This window comes from Microbacterium sp. M3 (assembly GCF_033548675.1).
Classification (GTDB): Bacteria; Actinomycetota; Actinomycetes; order Actinomycetales; family Microbacteriaceae; genus Microbacterium; species Microbacterium arthrosphaerae.
This window is the reverse complement of sequence record NZ_JAWTZT010000001.1, coordinates 684,301-705,562: the sequence shown is the minus strand read 5'-3', so window position 1 is coordinate 705,562 and position 21,262 is coordinate 684,301. Positions and strand designations below refer to the sequence as shown.

At 71.7% G+C, this 21,262-nt stretch carries 19 protein-coding genes; 13 read left to right on the top strand and 6 right to left on the bottom strand.

Features of this window, described 5'->3' with window-relative positions:
* Positions 1-81: 81 nt before the first annotated feature.
* Positions 82-1,848, bottom strand: coding sequence for a peptidase S8 (locus tag R8Z57_RS03215; protein WP_318352305.1), 1,767 nt, complete (start codon positions 1,846-1,848; stop codon positions 82-84).
* Between the two features lie 88 nt (positions 1,849-1,936).
* Here R8Z57_RS03215 and R8Z57_RS03210 point away from each other — a divergent pair, with 88 nt between their 5' ends.
* The 5 genes from R8Z57_RS03210 (at position 1,937) to R8Z57_RS03190 (ending at position 7,019) form a co-directional block, all read left to right on the top strand.
* A complete protein-coding gene (locus R8Z57_RS03210) occupies positions 1,937-2,581 on the top strand; it encodes a DUF402 domain-containing protein (RefSeq protein WP_318352304.1) in 645 nt (214 codons plus the stop codon).
* A gap of 10 nt (positions 2,582-2,591) precedes the next feature.
* A complete protein-coding gene (locus R8Z57_RS03205; RefSeq protein WP_318352303.1) occupies positions 2,592-3,350 on the top strand; it encodes a class I SAM-dependent methyltransferase in 759 nt (252 codons plus the stop codon).
* Between the two features lie 69 nt (positions 3,351-3,419).
* Complete coding sequence (locus R8Z57_RS03200; protein WP_318352302.1) at positions 3,420-4,475, top strand: polyprenyl synthetase family protein; 1,056 nt, start codon at positions 3,420-3,422, stop codon at positions 4,473-4,475.
* Positions 4,476-4,580: 105 nt separating this feature from the next.
* A complete protein-coding gene (locus R8Z57_RS03195; protein ID WP_318352301.1) occupies positions 4,581-5,954 on the top strand; it encodes an FAD-dependent oxidoreductase in 1,374 nt (457 codons plus the stop codon).
* A 54-nt stretch (positions 5,955-6,008) separates the two neighbouring features.
* Complete coding sequence (locus R8Z57_RS03190) at positions 6,009-7,019, top strand: alpha/beta hydrolase (RefSeq protein ID WP_318352300.1); 1,011 nt, start codon at positions 6,009-6,011, stop codon at positions 7,017-7,019.
* Between the two features lie 324 nt (positions 7,020-7,343).
* On the opposite strand, the gene R8Z57_RS03185 is transcribed toward R8Z57_RS03190, so the two are convergent.
* Together R8Z57_RS03185 and R8Z57_RS03180 are read right to left on the bottom strand one after the other, a co-directional pair.
* Positions 7,344-7,832, bottom strand: a complete 489-nt coding sequence (locus R8Z57_RS03185; protein WP_318352299.1) for a hypothetical protein — start codon at positions 7,830-7,832, stop codon at positions 7,344-7,346.
* Between the two features lie 41 nt (positions 7,833-7,873).
* Positions 7,874-8,638 carry a GNAT family N-acetyltransferase gene (locus tag R8Z57_RS03180; protein ID WP_318352298.1) on the bottom strand — a complete coding sequence of 255 codons (765 nt, stop codon included), beginning with the start codon at positions 8,636-8,638 and terminating at the stop codon, positions 7,874-7,876.
* A 209-nt stretch (positions 8,639-8,847) separates the two neighbouring features.
* Between R8Z57_RS03180 and R8Z57_RS03175 the strand changes: the two genes are divergently transcribed.
* Positions 8,848-10,170: a M20/M25/M40 family metallo-hydrolase gene (locus tag R8Z57_RS03175; protein WP_318352297.1), complete on the top strand. Its 1,323-nt coding sequence runs from the start codon at positions 8,848-8,850 to the stop codon at positions 10,168-10,170.
* Positions 10,171-10,240: 70 nt separating this feature from the next.
* Here the strand turns inward: R8Z57_RS03175 and R8Z57_RS03170 are convergent, their stop codons facing one another.
* The 3 genes from R8Z57_RS03170 to R8Z57_RS03160 all read right to left on the bottom strand — a co-directional run bounded on the left by R8Z57_RS03170 (position 10,241) and on the right by R8Z57_RS03160 (position 13,284).
* Positions 10,241-10,657: a rhodanese-like domain-containing protein gene (locus tag R8Z57_RS03170; RefSeq protein ID WP_318352296.1), complete on the bottom strand. Its 417-nt coding sequence runs from the start codon at positions 10,655-10,657 to the stop codon at positions 10,241-10,243.
* A 210-nt stretch (positions 10,658-10,867) separates the two neighbouring features.
* Positions 10,868-12,187 (bottom strand): LLM class flavin-dependent oxidoreductase, encoded by a 1,320-nt coding sequence (locus R8Z57_RS03165; protein ID WP_318352295.1) that lies wholly within the window; start codon positions 12,185-12,187, stop codon positions 10,868-10,870.
* On the bottom strand, positions 12,184-13,284 hold the full coding sequence (locus R8Z57_RS03160) for an LLM class flavin-dependent oxidoreductase (RefSeq protein ID WP_318352294.1): 1,101 nt from the start codon (positions 13,282-13,284) through the stop codon (positions 12,184-12,186). Before R8Z57_RS03160 ends, R8Z57_RS03165 begins: the two co-directional genes overlap by 4 nt.
* A 206-nt stretch (positions 13,285-13,490) precedes the next feature.
* On the opposite strand from R8Z57_RS03160, the gene R8Z57_RS03155 reads away from it, so the two are divergent.
* From R8Z57_RS03155 to R8Z57_RS03125, 7 genes are all read left to right on the top strand, one after another.
* Entirely contained in the window at positions 13,491-14,573 is a 1,083-nt protein-coding gene (locus R8Z57_RS03155) for an amino acid ABC transporter permease (RefSeq protein ID WP_318352293.1), read from the top strand.
* 1 nt (position 14,574) lies between these two features.
* A complete protein-coding gene (locus tag R8Z57_RS03150) occupies positions 14,575-15,366 on the top strand; it encodes an amino acid ABC transporter ATP-binding protein (RefSeq protein WP_318352292.1) in 792 nt (263 codons plus the stop codon).
* A 49-nt stretch (positions 15,367-15,415) separates the two neighbouring features.
* The gene (locus tag R8Z57_RS03145; protein WP_318352291.1) at positions 15,416-16,411 is read left to right on the top strand and encodes an ABC transporter substrate-binding protein; all 996 of its coding nucleotides are present in this window, start codon (positions 15,416-15,418) and stop codon (positions 16,409-16,411) included.
* Between the two features lie 73 nt (positions 16,412-16,484).
* A complete protein-coding gene (locus R8Z57_RS03140) occupies positions 16,485-17,639 on the top strand; it encodes an LLM class flavin-dependent oxidoreductase (protein WP_318352290.1) in 1,155 nt (384 codons plus the stop codon).
* Between the two features lie 17 nt (positions 17,640-17,656).
* Positions 17,657-18,745 (top strand): GNAT family N-acetyltransferase, encoded by a 1,089-nt coding sequence (locus R8Z57_RS03135; protein WP_318352289.1) that lies wholly within the window; start codon positions 17,657-17,659, stop codon positions 18,743-18,745.
* Between the two features lie 232 nt (positions 18,746-18,977).
* Entirely contained in the window at positions 18,978-20,246 is a 1,269-nt protein-coding gene (locus tag R8Z57_RS03130; protein ID WP_318352288.1) for a D-alanyl-D-alanine carboxypeptidase, read from the top strand.
* Positions 20,247-20,369: 123 nt separating this feature from the next.
* Positions 20,370-21,212: a PhzF family phenazine biosynthesis isomerase gene (locus R8Z57_RS03125; RefSeq protein WP_318352287.1), complete on the top strand. Its 843-nt coding sequence runs from the start codon at positions 20,370-20,372 to the stop codon at positions 21,210-21,212.
* The last annotated feature ends 50 nt before the right edge of the window (positions 21,213-21,262 follow it).

Below are 21,262 nucleotides of genomic sequence, written 5' to 3'. Positions count from 1 at the left end.
GGACCCCCGCGGCGCGCAGCGCGGCGACGGACGGATGCGGGGTGGAGCCCGCATCCGTCCGCGCCGCTGCCGAGTGCGCGATCACTCGTCGAACAGCTCTCCGCCGTAGGCGTCGCCCGCGGCTCCGGACTGGAGCTCCTCGAGCGCGGCGGCGTAGCCCGCCGCGAACCCGGCCTCGTAGCCGCCGCCCTGCTCGACGCCGAACGGATCGGCCGCGCCCGGCCCCGCCGGCTGACCCGGGTTCGTCGGGATCGTCCGGGTCTTGGTGATCGTCGGCGTCACGGGGCATGCCTTCGTGACGGTCCGCACCTCGAGGCACTGCGGCTGGATCGTCGTCCGGACGATGCCGCAGTTCGCGAGGTCGATCGTCTTCGGCGGGCACGCCACGATCGGCGTCCGCAGCTTCACCGTGAGGGTGGGATTGATCACGATCGGTCCGCGCGCCTTCAGCACCGCCGCGCTCGCGTCGACGAGGCCCCAGCCGTACTTGTCGTTCGGCACCGGGTCGGCGGCGGCATCCTTCAGCGGCTTCGCCGTCGACCGGAGGATGTCGCCGATCTCCGCGGCGGTGAGGCCCGGCTTGACCGCCTTCACGAGAGCCGCGACGCCCGCCACGTGCGGGGTGGCCATCGAGGTGCCGTTCAGCGTCGCGAGGCCCCCGGCGAGGTACGTCGACAGGATGCCGACGCCCGGCGCCGACACGTCGATGTGCGGTCCGGTCTGCGAGAACGCGGCGCGCGCCTCGCTGGACTGGACGGCCCCGACGGCGATGACGTCGGGGTAGGCGGCGGGATAGCTGGGCGTCGACGATCCGTCATTGCCCATCGCCGCGACCACGACGACCCCCTTGCTGATCGCGTACGCCACGGCGCTCGCCTCCACCGACGTGGACGACGAGCTTCCGAGGCTCATGTTGATCACGTGCGCGCCGTTGTCGGCGGCGTACCGGATCGCGGCGGCCACGTCGGCCGACGAGCCGGTGCCGCTGACGGCGCCGTCGCTGATCCGCACGACCCGCGTCAGCGCCTTGATCGGCATGATCCGGGTGTGCCACCCGACGCCCGCGACGCCGACGGCGTTGTTCGACACCGCGGCGATGGTGCCCGCGACGTGGGTGCCGTGGCCGACTTCGTCCTCCGGGATGCTGTCGCGCCCCGCGAAGTCGCCCTCGAACCGCCACCCGGGCCGGGGCGTCGGGTTGGGACCGAGATCGACCATGTCGAACCCGGGCACGAGCAGGGGCGCGAGCTCGGGGTGGTCGAGGTCGACGCCCGAGTCGATGACCGCCACGATGACGCTCGCCGCACCCTTCGTGACATCCCACGCCGCGGGGGCGTTGATCTTCGTCAGCCCCCACTGCGACCCGAACTGCGGATCGTTGGGGATGACGCTCGCCTCGCGCCAGCGGTTGGGCTCGGCGATCTCGACCTCGTCGAGCGCGTCGAGCTGGGCGACCGCCTCCTCGGTGTCGACCCCGGCGTCGATCCGCACGCGGAACGAGCGGCCGAGGGTCGACTCCTCCGGCTCGGGCACGCCGTCCAGCGCCATGGGCGTCCGGGCCATGCCGGCGGCGGGCGGTGCCAGGCGCGTGATGTCGTGCGCGCCGAGGCGCGTCAGCACCTCATCGATGTCCGGCACGCCGAGCGTCCCGACGTCGGTGAGTCCGCGGGCGGCCGGATGCAGGGGCACCGACGCCGTCATGACCTCGGCGGCCTCGGGCCTGAGCGTGACGATGACTTCGCCGGGGATGACGTCGTCGCCGTCGGAGTAGAGGGGAGCCGAAGCTCCCCGTTCCCCTCGGGGAGCGGCCTTGCGCTTGCGCGACGAGCCGCCGGATGGTGCAGCCATGTTCCTACTTCTCTCGTCAGGGCCGCCTCGTTGCGGCCACCGTGGAGGAGGCAGCGGCGAAAAGAAGTGATACACCTACACTGGCGAGGTGCCGACACCCCCGCACCCCGCAGGCCACCCGCTCTCCGACCGCCCCGAACCGGGAGCTGCGCTCCAGTTCCGCTGGCGCAAGTGGGACGGCGGGCGTCACTGGGTCAACGACTGCGTCTACCTCGGCAGCGACCGGTGGGGCGACTGGCTCGGCCAGCCCGACGGGTGGCGCAACGTGCGGCCCGGGCGCGAGATGACCGCGCACGGACCCAACGTCACCCTCGTGCCCCCGAGCGGCGACTTCGCGATGACGGTGAACGGCACCCCGCACCGCGTGCGCATCTACATCGACGTCGCGTGGGACGTGCGATGGGAGAACCGCGAGCCGCAGGGCATCGACATGGATCTCGACGTCGTGAAGGCGATCGACGGCCGAGGCCTCTTCATCGACGATCGCGACGAGTGGGACGAGCACCGCGTCGCCTACGGCTACCCCCTCGACATCGTCGAGAAGCTGGAGACGCTCGCGCTCGACCTCGAGCGGCGCGTCGGCGCCGGCGAGGCGCCGTTCGACGACGCGACGGCGGATGCCTGGCTCGCGCGCCTGGCCGCGCTCCCGCCGGTCGCCCCGCCGCCCCCGGCCGACCTCACCGAGCCCGGTGCGGCCGGTGACGGCCTCGGCGGACCGGAGAGCGCCGCCTAGACTCGAGTCCGTGGCATCCCACCCCTCCGATCACGAGCCGAACCGCGCCGACCTGCACAAGGACCCGTCGCGGGTGAGCGGCATGTTCGATCAGGTCGCCGCCGGCTACGACCGCACCAACACCGTGCTGAGCATGGGCAACGACCGGTTCTGGCGGGCCGCCACCACGCGCGCGGTCGACCCCCGCCGGGGTCAGCGCATCCTCGACCTGGCGGCGGGCACGGGCGCGTCGAGCGTCGCCCTCGCCGGCCGCGGCGCCGAGGTGGTCGCCGCCGACTTCTCGCCCGGCATGATCGCCGAGGGCGAGCGCCGCCACGGCCGCGGGGCGCCGGGTGGCGGCATCGGGAATCTCTCGTTCGTGCAGGCCGACGCGACCGACCTGCCGTTCGGCGACGACGAGTTCGACACGGTCACGATGTCGTTCGGGCTGCGCAACGTCAACGAGCCGAAGAAGGCCCTCGGCGAGCTGCTGCGCGTCACCAAGCCCGGCGGTCGCCTGGTGATCTGCGAGTTCTCGCACCCGCCGTCGAAGGCCTTCAACGGGCTGTACCGCTTCTACAACGACCGCGTGCTGCCGGTCGTCGCGAAGACCGTGAGCTCGAACGCCGAGGCCTACGACTACCTCAACGAGTCGATCCGCGACTGGCCCGATCAGCGCACGCTCTCGGCGTGGATCCGCGGGGCGGGCTGGACGAACGTCGCGCACCGCAACCTCTCGATGGGCATCGTCGCTCTCCACCGCGCCACCAAGCCCGCCGTCCGCGGCTGAATCCCAGGTCCTGCGACCGACGCGTCCCCCGCGGACCGGGACGAAACGCGCCCCCGGTAGGCTGAGGGGGTGACACCGACAGCGCCGGGCTCGCACATCGCGGGCAAGCTGGGCCTCACCGACCGCATCTTCGCGGGCGCGCGTTCGCGCAGCCTGCTCAAGACCGTCGAGGCGGGCCTGAAGCGCGTCGACAGCGCCCTCGAGCGCGAGCTGCGGGTGACGGACGCGCTCGCCGACGCGACCAGCCGCTACCTGTACGACGCGGGCGGCAAGCGCGTGCGCCCGATGCTCGCGCTCCTGACCTCCCAGCTCGGCGAGGGCGCCACGGATCAGGTGATCGAGGCGGCCACCGCGCTGGAGATGACCCACCTCGGCTCGCTGTACCACGACGACGTCATGGATGCGGCCGACAAGCGCCGGGGCGTTCCCAGCGCCCATGCGGTGTGGGGCAACAACGTCGCGATCCTCACGGGCGATCTGCTGTTCTCCCGCGCCAGCCAGATCATGGCGCGTCACGGCGACCGCGCCATCCGGCTGCAGGCCGACACGTTCGAGCGCCTCGTGCTCGGGCAGATGCACGAGACCGTCGGCCCGTCCGAGACCGACGACCCGGTCGACTTCTACCTGCAGGTGCTCTCCGACAAGACCGGCTCGCTGATCGCCGCGGCCGCGCAGTCGGGCATCATCTTCTCCAACGGGCCCCGCGAGTTCGAGGCCGCCATGGTCACGTTCGGCGAGAAGGCCGGCGTCGCCTTCCAGCTGCTCGACGACGTCATCGACCTGTCGGCCGACCCCGACGAGACCGGCAAGGTCCCCGGCACCGACCTCCGTGCCGGCGTGCCGACCATGCCGTACCTCGTGCTCGGACAGCGGACGGATGCCGCAGCCGCCGACCTGCGCGCCCGCATCGACGACGGGGTCGCCCGCATCGCCGAGGGCGCCGATCCCGCGCTGCTCGACGAGCCGCTCGCCGAGCTGCGCGAGCACGAGGCCACCGAGGCCACGCTCGACCTCGCCCACGCGTGGTCGAGCGAGGCCATCGACGCCCTGGCGCCGCTGCCCGACGGCGCCGTGCGCGAGGCACTGACCCGCTTCGCCCAGGCGGTCGCCGACCGCTCCAGTTAGACGTACCCGCCCATTCCCTCTTGCCTCCGGCACCCGGTCGTTGAGCGAGCGTGTTCCGACAGGCTCAACAACCTCTCACCAGACGAAACGCCCGAAAGGACCACCATGACGAAGCTCCGGCTGGCGATCGTCGGCGCAGGCCCGGCAGGCATCTACGCCGCTGACATCCTGCTGAAGGCCGAGCGCAAGTTCGACGTCTCGATCGACCTGTTCGAGCAGCTGCCGGCGCCGTACGGCCTGGTGCGCTACGGCGTCGCTCCCGACCACCCGCGCATCAAGGGCATCATCACGGCCCTGCGCGAGGTGCTCGACCGCGGCGACATCCGGATCTTCGGCAACGTGCGCTTCGGCGAGGACATCACCCTCGACGACCTCAAGCGGCACTACAACGCCGTGATCTTCGCCACCGGCGCGATCCGCGACACGAACCTCGACATCCCGGGCATCGACGCGGCGGGCTCGTACGGGGCGGCGGACTTCGTGAGCTGGTTCGACGGGCACCCGGACGTGCCGCGCGAGTGGCCGCTGGATGCGGCATCCGTCGCGGTCCTCGGCAACGGCAACGTCGCGCTCGACGTGTCGCGCATGCTGGCCAAGCACGCCGAAGACCTGCTGCCGACCGAGATCCCCGAGAACGTCCACGCCGGTCTCGCCGCCTCGAAGGTCACCGACGTGCACGTGTTCGGCCGCCGCGGACCCGCGAACGTCAAGTTCACTCCGCTCGAGCTGCGTGAGCTCGGCGAGCTGCGCGACGTCGACATGGTCGTCTACGACGAGGACTTCGACTACGACGAAGCCTCGCGCGCCGCCATCGCGAGCAACAAGCAGGTCATGGTCATCGACCGCGTGCTGCAGTCGTGGCGCAAGCGCGACTCGGTGAACAACGCCGGCGGCACCGCCTCGCGCCGCCTGCACCTGCACTTCTACGCCAAGCCGGTCGAGGTGCGGACGGATGCCGAGGGCCGGGTCGCTGCGCTCGTCTACGAGCGCACCCGTCCCGACGGGGAGGGCGGCGTCGTCGGCACCGGCGAGCTGCGCGAGGTGCCGATCCAGGCGCTGTACCGCGCGGTCGGCTACTTCGGATCGCCGCTGCCGGGCGTGCCGTTCGACAAGCGGCACGGCGTCATCCCGAACCGCGAGGGCCAGGTGCTCAGCAAGGACTCCAACGAGCGCGTGAACGGCGTCTACGCCACGGGCTGGATCAAGCGCGGGCCCGTCGGGCTCATCGGCCACACCAAGTCCGACGCGATGGAGACCATCCGTCACCTCATCAACGACCAGGGCACCTGGTGGCAGCCGGTCGACCCGTCGGAAGAGGCGATCCCCGCCCTGCTGGCGTCGCGCGGCGTGCGCTGGACCGACCTCGACGGCTGGCACCGTCTCGATCAGCACGAAATGGCGCTCGGCGCCCCGCACGAGCGCGCCCGCATCAAGGTCGTGCCCCGCGAGGACATGGTGACGATCTCGCGCGGCGAGTGAGCGGCGCCCGCGGCCGCTGAGCGCGCCAAAACGCCCTGCGCCTAGGCTGAGGGCATGGCGCGGACGGCGGCGGTGTGGGCTCCCGACGTCCTCGGCACGCCGTTCGAGCAGCAGACCCTGCCCCTCGGCGTCGACGGCGAGCACGGGCCGCTCGTCGCGACGCTGGTGCGCAGCATCCCGAATCCGTTCACCAGGCTGTTCGCACCGCTGCGCGACGTCGACGTGCTCTACGTGCACGGCTGGTCGGACTACTTCTTCCAGCGCGAGCTGGCGCGGTTCTGGACCGCGCGCGGCGCGACGTTCTACGCCCTCGATCTGCGGCGCTACGGCCGCAGCCTTCGCGACGGCGAGGTTCCCGGGTACATCGACTCGCTCGACGACTACGACGCCGATATCGCCGCGGCGCTGGCGGCGATGGGGCAGGGCGAGCGTCGGGTCGCCGGGTCCGGTCGCCGGCTCGTCCTGCTCGGACACTCGACCGGCGGGCTGACCCTCACGCTGTGGGCCGCGCGGCACCCCGGGCGCGCTGCCGCCCTCATCCTCAACAGCCCGTGGCTCGAGCTGCAGCTCGGCGCCCTCGGCCGGCAGGCGCTCGCGCCCCTCGTCGACATGCGCGCCCGGATCGATCCGCGCGGCACGCAGCCCGCCGTCGACTTCGGGTTCTACACCCGCGCGCAGCAGGAGATCGGCAGCCTGCCCGACGGCGATCACCGTGCGCGGTGGCGCCCCGACCGGGGCTTCGCCACCGCGCCCGGCTGGCTGTCGGCGGTCATGCAGGGACACCGGCGCATCGCGGCCGGTGTAGATGTCGAGTGCCCCGCGCTGGTGCTGCTGTCGGCGCGTTCGACGCCGCCGCTGTCGTGGAAGGAGTCGATGACGTCGAGCGACTCGGTGCTCGTCGTCGACGACATCGCCCGCGCCGCGACCCGGATCGGCGGACTCGTCACCATCGCCCGCATCGACGGGGCGATCCACGACGTCTTCCTCTCGCGTGCGCAACCGCGCGCGGAGGCCTACGATGAACTCGACCGCTGGGTCGACGGATACGTGGCTGCGGGCGTCTGATCCCGCCGAAGACTCCGGGAATCCGTCCGTGGAGACCGCTTGTCCCCCGAAGAGGGGACAGCGCAGCGCTGATTGTCCCCCGAAGAGGGGACAGCGGACGACTTGGCGCCCGGGTTAACATTTAGGGGAGATGTCCCCAGCATCTCAGGGAAGGGCCCTCCCCAAGATTCCTTCCCAGCCGTCGTCGGGCGCCGCTAACCGGGGGGTTGGTGAGCGAGAGCCGATGACGACAGGCCCCGGGTGTCCCCAGCACCCGGGGCCTTTATCGTGCGCCCGCGGTGTCGCCGACGGTGCGGGCCGCCAGACCTGCGACCGTGTGCGAGGTCAGGCGCGGGCCCGCGCGAGCAGCCGGATGATCGAGAGATAGACCGCGAGCGAGAGCACGTACCCGATCAGGTACACCGTGATCTCCTGGGCGAGGAAGCGGCTGTAGTCCAGTTCGCCGTCGACCATCGCCGGTGCGCCCTGGCCCACCAGCAGCGCCGCCGTCTGCCCCGCCGCGAACACGGCGAGGAGGGCCAGCACCGCGAGCAGCGCCATCCAGATCCGGGTGCGCCACACGCGACCGGTCTCGGCCATCGCGTTCTCCGACGTCCATTGCGGCACCTGCGGGTCGAGCCACCCGTTGACCTTCGGCCCGAGGATGATCGCGGCCACGAACGCCGCATTCAGCAGCGTGCCGCCGAACACCGTCAGGGCAGCGGGGATCAGCAGGATGACGAGCACCGGCAGTGTCGCGACGACGGCCGACAGGATCGCGCGGAAGAAGCGCATCGCGCCGGCGGCGGGACGGATCGTCGAGGGGCGTGGCACGGATCGAGCGTACTGGGCGCCGGGCGGCTCCGCGCCCGTGCTCAGCCGGGGGTGCGCCCGAACGAGAACACCGTCCGGCGGCGCAGCGCGAACCCCAGGCGCTCGTACGCCCTGATCGCGTTCACGTTCGAGGCGGCGGCGTGCATCAGCGCGCGATCGCCGCGCTCCTGGATGTGGAACGCGACGTCCAGGACCAGCCGGGATGCGAGACCCTGGCGCCGGTACGCCGTGTCGGTCGATACCGCGCTGATCTCGGTCCAGCCCTGCGGGTGCAGGCGCTCGCCGGCCATCGCGACCAGCCGCCCGTCGCGGCGGATGCCGACATAGCGGCCGAGCTCGTGGGTGCGGGGCCGGAAGGGGCCTGGCTGGTTGCGCTCGACGATGGCGAGCATGTCGGCGACATCGTCCGCGCCGAGCACGACGGCCTCCTCGTCCGGACGCGGCTGCAGCGCCTCGGTCTCGACCAGCTGCACGCCCTCACCGCCTCCGAGGTCCTCCCAGTCCACGGGGAAGGGGCGCTCGGCTGCGGACAGTCCGACGGGCGCACCGGGACCGACCAGATCGCGCAGGGCATCCCAGACATCGGGGTCGGACCACGTGCGCACCGCCACGAAAGGTGCGACGTCCTCGGGGTATCGCCGCACCAGATCGTTCCCCTCGGCGAAGCCGGCGTGAGGGCCGGTGAGCGAGTGCCACGCCGGATTGTCGAGCAGCGTCGCATCCGCGTGCGGGACGGCTCGGGTGTCCAGGCTCCCGTCGTCGGGAGGCGTCGTGCGGCCGGTGGCGGCGAGGACCGTGTCTGACATGCGTCCAGCGTGCGCGACCGGCGCCGGGTCGCCAAACGCCGGTGTCATCGCACGCAACGAGCGCGGACCTCCGCCGGACGCGGGCCGGTCTGTGACGCCGCACGACGGCCCGGCGCCGACCGGCCGGCGGGCGAGGTCTAGGGTCGGGCACGGCGGATCGCAGCCTGACGGCGGGCCGCTCGATGATGCCCCGGACAGAGGAGACGTGTATGCCCACCCAGCTGGAAGAAGAGGCGCTGCAGTTCGTCCGCGACCTCATCCGCATCGATACGGTGAACACGGGGGCGGCCGCCACCATCGGGGACGGCGAGACGCGCGCCGCCCGTTGGGTGCAGGAGCGCCTCGCGGAGGCGGGCATCGAGTCGGAGCTCGTCGAGTCGCGCCCCGGACGCGGTTCGCTCATCGCGCGCATCGCCGGAAGCGATCCCGACGCCGGTGCCCTGCTGGTCCACGCGCACCTCGACGTCGTTCCCGTGGAGGAGAAGGACTGGACCCACCCGCCCTTCGCCGCCGACATCGAGGACGGCTTCCTCTACGGCCGCGGAGCCGTCGACATGAAGAACTACGCGGGCACGATCCTCGCGGTCGCGCGGCATTTCGCGCGGGAAGGGATCGTGCCGCGACGCGACCTCGTGTTCGCGTTCCTCGCCGACGAGGAGAGCGGCGGTGTATGGGGCGCCGGATGGCTCGTCGACAACCGCCCGGAGTTGTTCGCCGGCGTCACCGAGGCGCTGAGCGAGGTGGGCGGCTTCTCCGTGCCCCTGTACGCAGATGCCGCCGACGAGCGCCGCGCGTACCTGGTGGCCACCAGTGAGAAGGGTGTGGCGTGGTCGACCCTGCGCGCACGCGGTCACGCGGCCCACGGATCCCGGCCGACCGATGACAACAGCGTCGTGCGACTGGCTCGTGCCGTCGCGGCCGTCGGCGAGCACCGGTTCCCGGTCGTGCGCACCCCGGCGCTGCAGCGCTTCCTCGACGTGTTCGGGAAGGCCCGCGGGCTCGCGTTCACCGACGAGTCCCTCGCCGACGACCTCGAGAGCCTCGGATTCGTGTCATCGCTCGTCGGCGCCACGACGCGCAACACCGCGACGCCGACGGTGCTCGCCGCGGGGGACAAGACGAACATAATCCCGGCCGAAGCCTCGGCGCGCCTCGACATCCGCATCCTCCCCGGACAGGACGACGCCCTTCGCGAGGGGCTGCGAGAGCTGGTCGGCGACGACATCGACATCCGCGAGGGACGGTGGTGGTCGGCGACCGAGGCGCCCGTGGATGCGCCGATCATCGACGTGCTCCAGGACGCGATCTCCGTCGACGACGCCGACGGCGTGGTCGTGCCGTACCTGCTGCCGGCGAGCACCGACAACAAGCACTTCGCGAAGCTCGGCATCCACGGCTACGGCTTCGTGCCGCTGCGCGTGCCCCGCGACTTCGACGTCTTCGCGCAGTTCCACGCCGCCGACGAGCGGATCCCGGTCGACGCCCTGCACTTCTCGGCCCGCGTGACGGAGCGGATCCTGCGGACCGCCTAACGGAATGACGGATGCCTCGGCCGCTCCCGCGAGGGAGGGTCGAGGCATCCGTCATTCCGATGTCAGGGGATCACTCCGCGGCCGAGCTCTCCGCTGTCGGCGCCTCGGCGGTCGGTGCGCCCGACTCCTTCCAGGCGGGGAAGCCGCCGTCGACGTGCGCGACGTTGGTGAAGCCCTTGGCGCGCAGCTGCTCGGCGACCGGGCCGGAGCCGCGGATCGACCCGCACACGATCACGATGTCCTGGTCCCAGTCGGTGATCTCGGCGAACTTCTCAGGGGAGTCGATGAGGAACTGCGCGTCGAGGTTGTCGCGGTCTCCGCGGATGGAGCCCGGGATGACTCCGTCCTGCGCGCGGCCGGCGTCGCTGCGCACGTCGACGACGAGCGCTCCCGCGGCGGCGCGGCCGGCCGCCTCCTCCGCGGTGATGAGCGGTGCGTCGTACGTGCTCTCGGCGGAGGTGTCGGCGGTGCGGGTGCTCTCGGTCATGGCGGGTGATCCTCTCGGACGGACGAATACGGGGCGGCCGGATGCCGCTTCTCGGCGTCACGCTACGGGCGCTCCGGCCGCCGGGCTCCATCGCGGCGTCACACGGCGCCACGATCGGTCATGCACCGAGACGAAGCAGTCTCGACCCGGGCCTGCGCTTCACGCCGGTGCGCGGCGACGGCCCACGGCGTGCTGGGGCCCGGCCGTCGATCAGGCCGCGAGCTCATCCTCAGCGCGTTCCCCGAGCGCCGGCAGCCCGAGATTCTCGCGCAGCGTCGAGCCCGGGTACTCGGTCGGGTAGACACCGCGCTCCTGAAGCTCGGGGATCAGCCCATCGACGATGTCGTCGAGGCCTTCCGGCACCAGATAGGGCGAGACGTTGAACCCGTCCACGGCGCGAGCGTCCACGTACTCGACGATCCGATCCGCGATCGTCGAGTACCCGCCCACGAAGGTGCGCAGCGACGACCGCCTGATCACGAACTCGCGGATCGAGAGACCCTCCGCGGCCGCGCTCTCGCGCCACTCGCGCGCCGTCTCGACCGCCCGGCGGCCCTGGAACAGCGACCCCCGCTGCCCGTCGACCTCGTCCACGACCGGGTCGATCTCGGGGAACGGCCCCTCGGCGTCGTACTCCGAGAGGTCGCGGCCCCAGATGGGCTCGAGGAAACGGATCGCCGTCTGCGGCGACACCTGCGCGCGGGTCACCCACTCGGCCTTCTCGCGGGCCTCGGCGTCGGTCGCCGCCAGGATGAACTGCGCACCCGGGAAGAACTTGAGCTCATCCACCCCGCGCCCGTGCGCCGGCAGACGACGGCGCAGGTCGGCGGCGAACGAGATCGCCTCCTCCAGGCCCGGGTGCGCGGAGAAGATGACGTCGGCGGTGGATGCCGCGAACTCGCGTCCCTCGTCGGAGTCACCGGCCTGGAACAGCACCGGCCGTCCCTGCCCGCTCGGCGGCAGCGGCGCCGGAGCCTCGAACGACACCAGCGGATCGGTCACCGACACGGGGGTGCCGACGCCGTCGGCACCGGCATCCCACAGCCGCTGCGCCGCGGCCACGAACTGCGCCGCCCGGCGATAGCGATCGGCGTGGTCCAGATAGCCGCCCCGACGGAAGTTCGCGCCGGTCCACGCGTTGTCGGTCGTGACGACGTTCCAGCCCGCGCGTCCCTCGCTGAGCAGGTCGAGCGAGTTGAGGCGCTTCGCGAGGTCGTACGGGTCGTTGTAGGTCGTGTTCTGTGTCGCGACCAGGCCGATGCGCTCCGTGACGGCGGCGAGGGCGGCCAGCTGCGTCTGCGCGTCCGGACGCCCCGCGACGTCGAGGTCGTGGATGCGCCCGAAGTGCTCGCGCAGGCGCAGTCCCTCGCCGAGGAAGAACGCCGAGAACAGGCCCCGCTCGGCCGTCTGCGCGATGCGGCGGAAGGACTCGAAGTCGTACTGCGATCCGCTGCGGTCGCTCGACCAGATGGTGCCGAAGTTCACCCCCTGGAAGAAGACGCCGAACTGGATGCGACGGGACGTGGTCATGCGAGCTCCTTCACGGTGGCGCGGACGGGGGCAGAGGCGTAGCGGCTGGCGGGGCGCTCGAGACCGAGCGCGCCGCGGAGGGTGCCGCCCGGCCTCGGCGAGCGGAACCCGATCCGGTCCCGCAGCACGGGCAGCACCGCGCGGCCGAGTTCTTCGAGATCGACGTCGAGCTCGGCGACACGCAGCCTCACCCCGTCGACGGATGATGCGGACGCCGCCGCCGTGCTCCCGGCGCCGGCGAGCCCCGACAGCAGCGCGACCAGACCGGGCGCGTCGCCCTCGTAGCGCAGGCGACCGCTCCCGGGCCAGGGGCCGAGGGCATCCAGCCGGCGAGCCGCCGACACGCCTCGCGCGTCGAGGACGACCTCGACCTCGGCCCAGACGCGCGCCGCGCCCCCTGCACGCGCGCGGGCAGCGGCATCCGCGATCTCTGCGATGTCGGCGCCCGACACCAGCGCGACATCCGCGCCGGCCGTGCCCGCGGGGGCCACGACCACGAGCTGGCCCTGCGGCGGTCGGGGCGTGATCAGCGGGCCCTTGACCGAGAAGCTCGCGCCCTCGAAGTCGACGTAGTGCAGCCTGTCGGCGTCGAGGTAGCGGCCGGTCGAGGCGTCCTGGATGACCGCGTCGTCCTCCCACGAGTCCCAGAGCAGACGGGCGACCTCGATGACATCGTCGCGCTCGCGGCGCAGCTCATCGTCCGAGAGGGCCTCGCGGCCGTACGCCGCGGCCTCGGCGGCCGTTCCCGAGGCCGCGGCGATCCAGCCGGCGCGGCCGTTCGATGCCCAGTCCAAGCTCGCGAGCTGCGTCGCCACATGGAACGGCTCGCTGTACGCGACGTGCGCGACCGGGACCAGCCCGATGGCCGACGTGACAGCGGCTGCGAACGCGGCGCGCTGCACGGCGTCCAGACGCGCCACGTCGCCGGCGGGAAGCGGTGCGTCGTCGAACGTCACGGCGGTGAAGCCGAAGCGCTCGGCGGTCTGGGCGCGGGCGGTCGCACGGCGTGGCGAGCGGGGGCCGGAAACGGACGGAGCCGCGGGGTGGGCGCCGTCGGCGTCCAGCTCGAGGGCGACGGCGAACGGGGTATCGGACATGCGAGCAAACGTAGGTCGTCGCCCTCCCGCCGGGCGCAGTGCGTCGCGGGATTCCGCCGTGTGACGCCGCGTGTCACACCGTCACGATCCGTGTCGCCCGACGGCGTCGGCGGCTCGGAGACCGGGGCTCAGCGGCCTAGCGTCCTCGTACCGGCGCACCACCCCTGCACCCCTGAACCTCCGCGCCGCCGACCGAGGAGCACCTCATGACCGACACCCTTCCGCGCCGGGCAGGCGCCGCCGACGCCGCGCCGCCGTCGCCGGTCGGCTCGTCGCGCGTCGACCTCGGCGATCTCCGCGTCGTCCACACCCGTCACTGGTTCCGGTGGTCGATCGGCGTCGTCGTGCTGTTCGTCGTCGCCCAGTTCGCGTGGTCGCTGGTCACGAACGAGAACTACGAGTGGGACGTCTTCGCCCACTACTTCCTTTCGGAGCCGGTGCTGCAGGGCGTGGGCATCACGCTGGCGCTCACCGTGATCTCGGCGACCATCGGCTTCTTCCTGGGCACGCTGCTGGCGCTGGCCCGCCTCGCGAAGTCGCCGCTGCTGAACTCGGCGGCCTGGGTGTTCATCTGGTTCTTCCGCTCGGTGCCCCTCGTCGTGCAGATCATCGTCTGGTACAACCTCGGCTACCTGTATCCGACCCTCGGCCTCGGCACCCCGTTCACGACGGACTTCTGGATCGTCGAGTTCCCGACGGTGCAGCTGATCAGCGCGTTCGCCGCCGCGATCCTGGGCCTCAGCCTCAACCAGGCCGCGTACTCGGCGGAGATCATCCGCGGTGGCCTGCTGTCGGTGGACCAGGGCCAGCTCGAGGCGGCCGCGGCCCTCGGCATCCCTCCCCGCCGTCGTCTGACGCGGATCGTCCTGCCCCAGGCGATGCGCTCGATCGTCCCGAACGCCACCAACGAGGTGATCGGTCTCGTCAAGGGCGCATCGGTCGTGTTCGTGATCGCGATCCCCGAGGTGTTCTACGCCGTGCAGGTGATCTACAACCGCAACAGCCGGGTGATCCCGCTGCTCCTGGTCGCGGTGGTCTGGTACACGATCATCACCACGATCCTGAGCATCGCGCAGTACTACATCGAGCGGCACTACGCCCGCGGCACCGTGCGCGTGCTGCCGCCGACGCCCGTGCAGCGGGCGCGCCACTGGCTCGCGGTGCAGTGGGCGCGCCTCGGCGACAGCGACTCCTCGCCTCCTCCGTTGGAGGGGAAGGATGCCGCGCCCCTGCCCACCGCGGCACAGCAGGGGTCGAGCAACGACGCCAAGTACGCAGGAGGACGCTGACATGAGCACCACCATCACCGAGACCTCCACCACGGGGCTCGTCGAGATCCACAACGTGCACAAGAGCTACGGCGGGGTCGAGGTGCTCCGCGGCATCGACCTCACCGTCCAGCCGGGCGAGGTGGTCGCGATCCTCGGCCCGAGCGGCTCGGGCAAGTCGACGCTCCTGCGCACGATCAACCACCTGGAGAGCGTCGACCGCGGCTCGGTCACCGTCGACGGTCAGCTGATCGGCTACGAGCTGCGCGGCGAGAAGCTCTACGAGCTGCGCGAGCGCGAAGTGCTGGAGCGCCGGACGCAGATCGGCATCGTCTTCCAGAACTTCAACCTCTTCCCGCATCTGACGGCGCTCGAGAACATCACCGAGGCGCCCGTCGCGCTCGGGCGGCTGTCGAAGGACGACGCCCGTGAGCTCGCGCTGGGACTCCTCGACCGCGTCGGTCTCGCCGACAAGGCGGAGCACTACCCCCGGCAGCTGTCGGGGGGCCAGCAGCAGCGGGTCGCGATCGCACGGGCGCTGGCCCTCAAGCCCAAGGTCATCCTGTTCGACGAGCCGACCAGCGCCCTCGACCCCGAGCTCGTGGGCGAGGTGCTCGACGTCATCCGCGATCTCGCGCAGCTGGGCACGACGCTCGTCATCGTCACCCACGAGGTCGGGTTCGCCCGAGAGGTCGCCGACCGCGTCGTATTCCTCGACGGCGGCGTCGTCATCGAGCAAGGACCGCCCTCCGAGGTGCTCGTGCACCCGGAGCACCCCCGCGTCCAGGACTTCCTCGCGAAGGTCCTGGCCTGAAACCGAGATCTCGACACCGAGTCCTCACCCGAGAAAAGGAAGCAATCACATGGCAGTCAGCAAGAAGCAGGGCATCGCGATCGGCGTCGGCGTCGTCGCGGTGGCCGCGATCGTGGGCGGCATCGCCTGGGGCGTGAACCAGAACCAGCCGGCGGAGGCCGCAGCGGCTCCCGCGGCGACCGAGGAGTCGGCGAACGTCACCACCGACGAGATCCAGTGGGTGCGTCTCGACGAGCCCGTCGCGGAGGCCGTCGAGGCGCTCGAGGCGAGCGGCTTCGAGCCGGTCGAGCCGGGCAAGCTCACCGTGGCGCACTCCGCCTACGTCCCGCCGCTGGGCTACATCCCCGAGGGCGAGACGAACCCGGCCGGCACCGAACCGAACATCGGCGCGCTCATCGCCGACGCGCTCGGCCTCGAGTACAACCCCGTCGTGGTCGCGTGGGCCGACTGGCCCCTCGGCATCCAGTCGGGCAAGTACGACCTCATCACCTCGAACGTCACTGTGACCGAGGAGCGCAAAGAGCTCTACGACTTCGCCAGCTACCGCGAAGACCTGCTCGGCTTCTACGTCAAGAGCGACAGCGACATCGAGAAGATCGAGGAGGCCGCCGACATCACCGGTCTCAAGATCGCGGTCGGCTCGGGCACCAACCAGGAGCAGGTGCTGCTCGCCTGGAACGAGGAGCTCGAGGCCGCCGGCGAGGAGCCGGCGGAGCTGCAGTACTTCGACGACAACGCCGCGACCGTGCTCGCGCTGCAGTCCGGCCGCATCGACGCGACGTTCGGCCCGAACGCGACCTCCGCGTGGGCCGCGCGCGAGACCGGCGACACCAAGCTCGTCGGCCTCGTGCCCGGCGGCTGGCCGCTGACGGCGAACATCGCGGCCGCCACCGCCAAGGGCAACGGCCTGATCGAGCCTGTCGGCATCGCGCTCAACTACCTGATCGAGAACGGTCAGTACGACGAGGTGCTCGAGATCTGGGACCTCTCGTCGGAGCGCATCGACGAGAGCGAGATCAACCCCGCGGGGCTTCCGAAGTCCTGATCGCACGAACCTCGGGGCCGGGTCCGCCACGAGCGGGCCCGGCTCCTTTCCCTCCCACACTCCAGGAGCCCTCATGCCGCGCGTCCCCCTCTCCGTCCTCGACCTGTCGCCGTTCGGAGAGGGGCGCACGCCCGCCGACGGGCTGCGCGCATCGATCGCGCTCGCCCGTCACGCCGAGCAGCTCGGCTATCACCGCTACTGGCTCGCCGAGCACCACTTCAATCCGGGGCTGTCGGGCTCCGCCCCGCATGTGCTGCTCCCGGCGATCGCCGCTGCGACCGAGCGCATCCGCATCGGGACGGCGGCGACCATCATCGGGAACTACTTGCCCGTCCAGGTCGCCGAGGCCGCGGGCGTCCTGGCCGCACTGCACCCCGGACGCGTCGACCTCGGTATCGGGCGCTCCGGCACCCGCGGCGCACCGCAGACCCCGGTGCTCGAGGGGGCGGCCGAGCAGCGGGTCGTCGACGGACTGCTCCTGCCGCGCCCGCGGCCCTTCGCGTTCGACTCCGAGCGGTTCGCCGTGCCGGCGGGTCTGCTCGGACGCACCGCCGACGACGCCGACCGGTTCGAGCAGGACGTGGCCGACATCCTCGCCTTCATCGACGGCACCTACTGTGCGCCGGGGAGCGTGCCGATCCACGCCACTCCCGCCGAGGGCGCCGATATCACCGTCTGGATCCACGGCTCGACGGCCGGGCCCAGCGCTCGTCTCGCGGGTGAGCTCGGCCTGCCGTTCGGGGCGAACTACCACGTCGCGCCCGCCTTCATCCTCGATGCCGTCGCCGCGTACCGGGCGTCGTTCCGCCCCGGTCGCATCACAGAGCCGCGCGTCGTCGTGTCGGTGGACGTGGTCGTCGCCGATACGGATGCCGAAGCCCGCCGCCTCGCGGCGGGTTACGGTCGATGGGTGCACAGCATCCGCGCCGGCCGAGGGGCCGTCCCGTTCCCGACGCCGCTCGATGCGAGCGTCAACCCGCTCTCGCACGACGAATTCGAAGTGGTGCGCGACCGCGTCGAGACCCAGTTCGTCGGCGCGGCCGACACGGTCGTCGAGCGGCTGGAGACGCTGCAGCGTGTCACCGGCGCCGACGAGCTGCTGGTCACCACGATCACGCACGACCCGCGTGACCGAGAGCGCTCGTACGCCCTCCTGGCCGACGCGTGGGGGATCACCGCGGCGCGCGGGCGCGAGCGGCAGGTCGCGCCGGCGGGGGTGCTCGCGTGAGCGCGGGATCCGCGGCCGTGACCACTGACGTGGCCGGGGGCGCGGCATCCGTGTCCGACGGCTTCACCATCCGCCTCGTCCGCACCGAGGAGTACGAACGGGCGGGGGAGGTGACCGCCGAGGCGTACGTCCGCAGCTACGGCGCACTCTCCGACGAGTACGTCGCCTCGCTGCGCGACGTCGCCTCACGGGTGCGGTCGGGCGACGTGTGGGTCGCGGTGGACTCATCGGGCGACATCCTCGGCACCGTGTGGGTGGCGCGGCCGAACCGGCCGCTGGCTCAGGTGGCCCGACCGGGGGAGACGGACTTCCGGCAGCTGGCCGTGGCACCGGCTGCCCGCGGCCGCGGCATCGGCGTCGCCCTGACGACGCATGTCATCGAGCTCGCCCGCACGCGCGGGTCGCATCGCGTCGTGATGAACAGCGGCCCCGAGATGACCGGCGCGCACGCGCTCTATGCGAAGCTCGGCTTCCGGCGTCTGCCCGAGCGTGAGGGGCTGCGGGAGGTGCAGCCGGGCCGGTTCATCGAGCTGCTGTCGTTCGGCTACGACCTCGCGCCCGAGCCCGAGCCTGAGCCTGCGGCCGGGCTGACGGACGCGCAGCCGTGGACGCTCCAGGCCGTCGCGTGGGACGACCCGCGCGCCGAGGCGCTGCGCGCGGAGATGGACGCAGAGGTGTCGCCCCGCTACGCGGATCGGCTCGAGGATGCCGCACCCGCCGCTGCGGAAGAGGCTCGGCGCACCTTCGCCGTCGACCCCGGCACGATCGTGGCGACGGTGCTGGCGGTGGACTCCACCGGCGACGCGGTCGGTCACGCCGCGCTGCGTGATCTGGTCCACGACGGCACGCGCGACCTCGAGGTGAAGCGGGTTTTCGTGAAGGCGCGCGCCCGCGGCACGGGCGTGAGCCGCGCGCTGATGGGCGAGCTCGAGCGCCTCGCGCGCGACCGCGGCGCGCGCCGTCTGATCCTGCAGACGGGTGACCGTCAGCACGACGCGGTGGTGCTCTACGAACGGATCGGCTACCGCCCGATCCCCATCTTCGAGCCCTACCGGGCGTTCGGGTTCTCGCAGTGCTTCGAGAAGGAGCTCGCGCCGCCGGTGTGAGGCTCATGAGAACCGCGGTCCGCGGGAGAAACCATCCCGGACGCGGTTTGTCTTCGCGGATGTGGTTTCTCGCGGCTGAGCTACCGGTGGGACGGGGAGTCTCAGTGATGCATGATGGGGTTCAGCATCACGAGGGGAGCCTTCCATTTCGACGCCGCAGCAGCCCACCGATGAGTTCTCCGACCTCACCGAGCTGCTGAGCGACGAGCGGGAGATCCTGGGGCGCGGATGGGTGGACCCGCAGGTGCGCCGCCGCCGCCGGCGCATCGGGCTGATCGTGACCGCGATCGTGCTCGTCGTGCTGCTCGCCGTTCCCGGCGGGTACGTGTGGTGGGCGCTGACGGCACCGGTGAGCGCGCCCCTCGTCCAGACGCACGAGCCGCCCGTGACGGTTCCTGCGGCTGCCGCTGTCGCGCTGCCGTCCACCGGCGCCTCGGCGATCGCGGTCGCCGGTGGCGATGAGTACCTCGGGGCGCAGGCGAGCGGCATCTGGGCGACCAGCGGGACGGGCGAAGCACGCTCGATCGCGAGCATCACGAAGATCATCACGGCACTCGTGATCCTCGATCGCCATCCCCTGGCGGATGCCGCGGATCCGGGTCCGACGATCACCTTCAGCAAGGCCGACCACGACCTCTACGACCAGTACTACGTGCGCGGCGCGACGATCGCCGCGATGCCGACCGGAAGCTCGATGTCGCTCCACGACGCGCTCGCGACGATGCTCATCCCCTCGGCGAGCAACTACGCGGAGGCCGTCTCGACGTGGGCGTTCGGCTCGCAGGGCGCCTTCCGAGGGGCTGCGCAGCGCTGGCTCGCGGCGAACGGCCTCACCGGCACGACGACCGTCGAGCCCACCGGACTCGACGCGCGCAACACCAGCACCCCGGCCGACCTCATCGCCCTCGGCAAGCTCGCCGCCGCGAACCCGGTCATCGCGAGCATCGCCGCGACGTCGTCCCTCTCGCTGCCCGGTCCGGGCCGCATGGTGAACACCAACGACCTTCTCGGGAGCAACGGGATCACCGGCCTCAAGACGGGGAACCTCGGCGAGGGCACCTACAACCTGCTGTTCACAGCATCCGTCCCCGTCGGAACCGCGCAGCCGCTCAACGTGACCGGCGTGGTGCTCGGTGGAATGACGCGCGCGAACGTGAACCACGACGTGATGAGGCTGATCGACAGCATCCGTGCCGGGTTCCACGAGGTGCCGGTCGCCACACGCGATCAGCAGGTCGGCACGATCATGACGCCGTGGGGCTCGGCGGCGCAGATCGTCGTCTCGGACGACATGACGATCTTCACGTGGTCCGACACCCCGATCACGGTGGAGATGACGACGACCACGCCCGAGACCTACACGGACGGCGAAGAGGTGGGGAGCATCACGTGGACCGCGGGGCCGAACACGGTGACGGTCCCGATCGAGATCGACGGCACGATCGTCCCGCCGACGGACGCGTGGCGGCTCACGAACCCGGGTGAGCTCGGCAGGGAGTGACGTCGGGCCGGCTCACCGAAAGTCCGAACAGGTGCGCCATCCTGCCACCGCCCTGCCGCTGATCGGCAGGAATCGGTCGGCCCGTGGCGACCGGGGCGCGCCCGGGTGACCTATCGTGACCGGATGACCTCGATCGACATCCAGAGATGGACGGCGTTCTCCTCCGACCCCGCGGGCGGGAACCCCGCCGGCGTCGTGCTGGACGCGGATGGACTCACGGATGCTGCGATGCTCGGCATCGCCGCAGACCTCGGGTACGCCGAAACGGCGTTCGTGGTCGCCGGCGAGGGCGGTCGGCACCGCATCCGCTACTTCTCGCCGCTCGCCGAGGTGCCGTTCTGCGGTCACGCCACCGTCGCGGCAGCGGCCGCGATCGGGGAGGTCGAGGGCGACGGCCCGCTCTCTTTCGAGACGCCCGTGGGGGTCGTCGACATCGTCACCGAGTCCGGCACGGGCGGCCGGCGGGTGTCCTTCACGAGCGTCGAGCCCGGCACCGCGCCGTTGCCGGCGGACGCTCTGCGCGATGTGCTCTCGTCGGTCGGGCTGTCGGACGGCGACCTGCACCCGGCCTATCCGCCCGCGCAGGCGTTCGGCGGCAACTGGCATCCGCTCGTCGTGGTCGCCGACCGGGAGCGGTTCGACGACTTCAGGATCGATCCGGTGCGTGCGCGGGCGGTGCTGGACGCGCGGGGCTGGCCCGCGACCATGATCGTCCTCTGGCCCGAACGCGCCGACCGGTGGCACGCCCGCAACGTCTTCCCGGTCGGGCCCATCATCGAGGATCCCGCGACGGGTGCCGCCGCGGCGGCGACCGGTGGTTACCTGCGCGCCACCCAGGTGGTCCAGACGCCGGCGCGCCTCGTGATCCTCCAGGGAAGCCACGTCGGCCGCCCGAGCGAGCTGACGGTGGACGTCCCTGACACCGGCGGGATCGTCGTCACGGGATCTGCGGCGCGCATCGACTGACCGCTGACCTGCCCCGCGCCACTCGTCGACATCGTGTGCTCCCGCCGAGG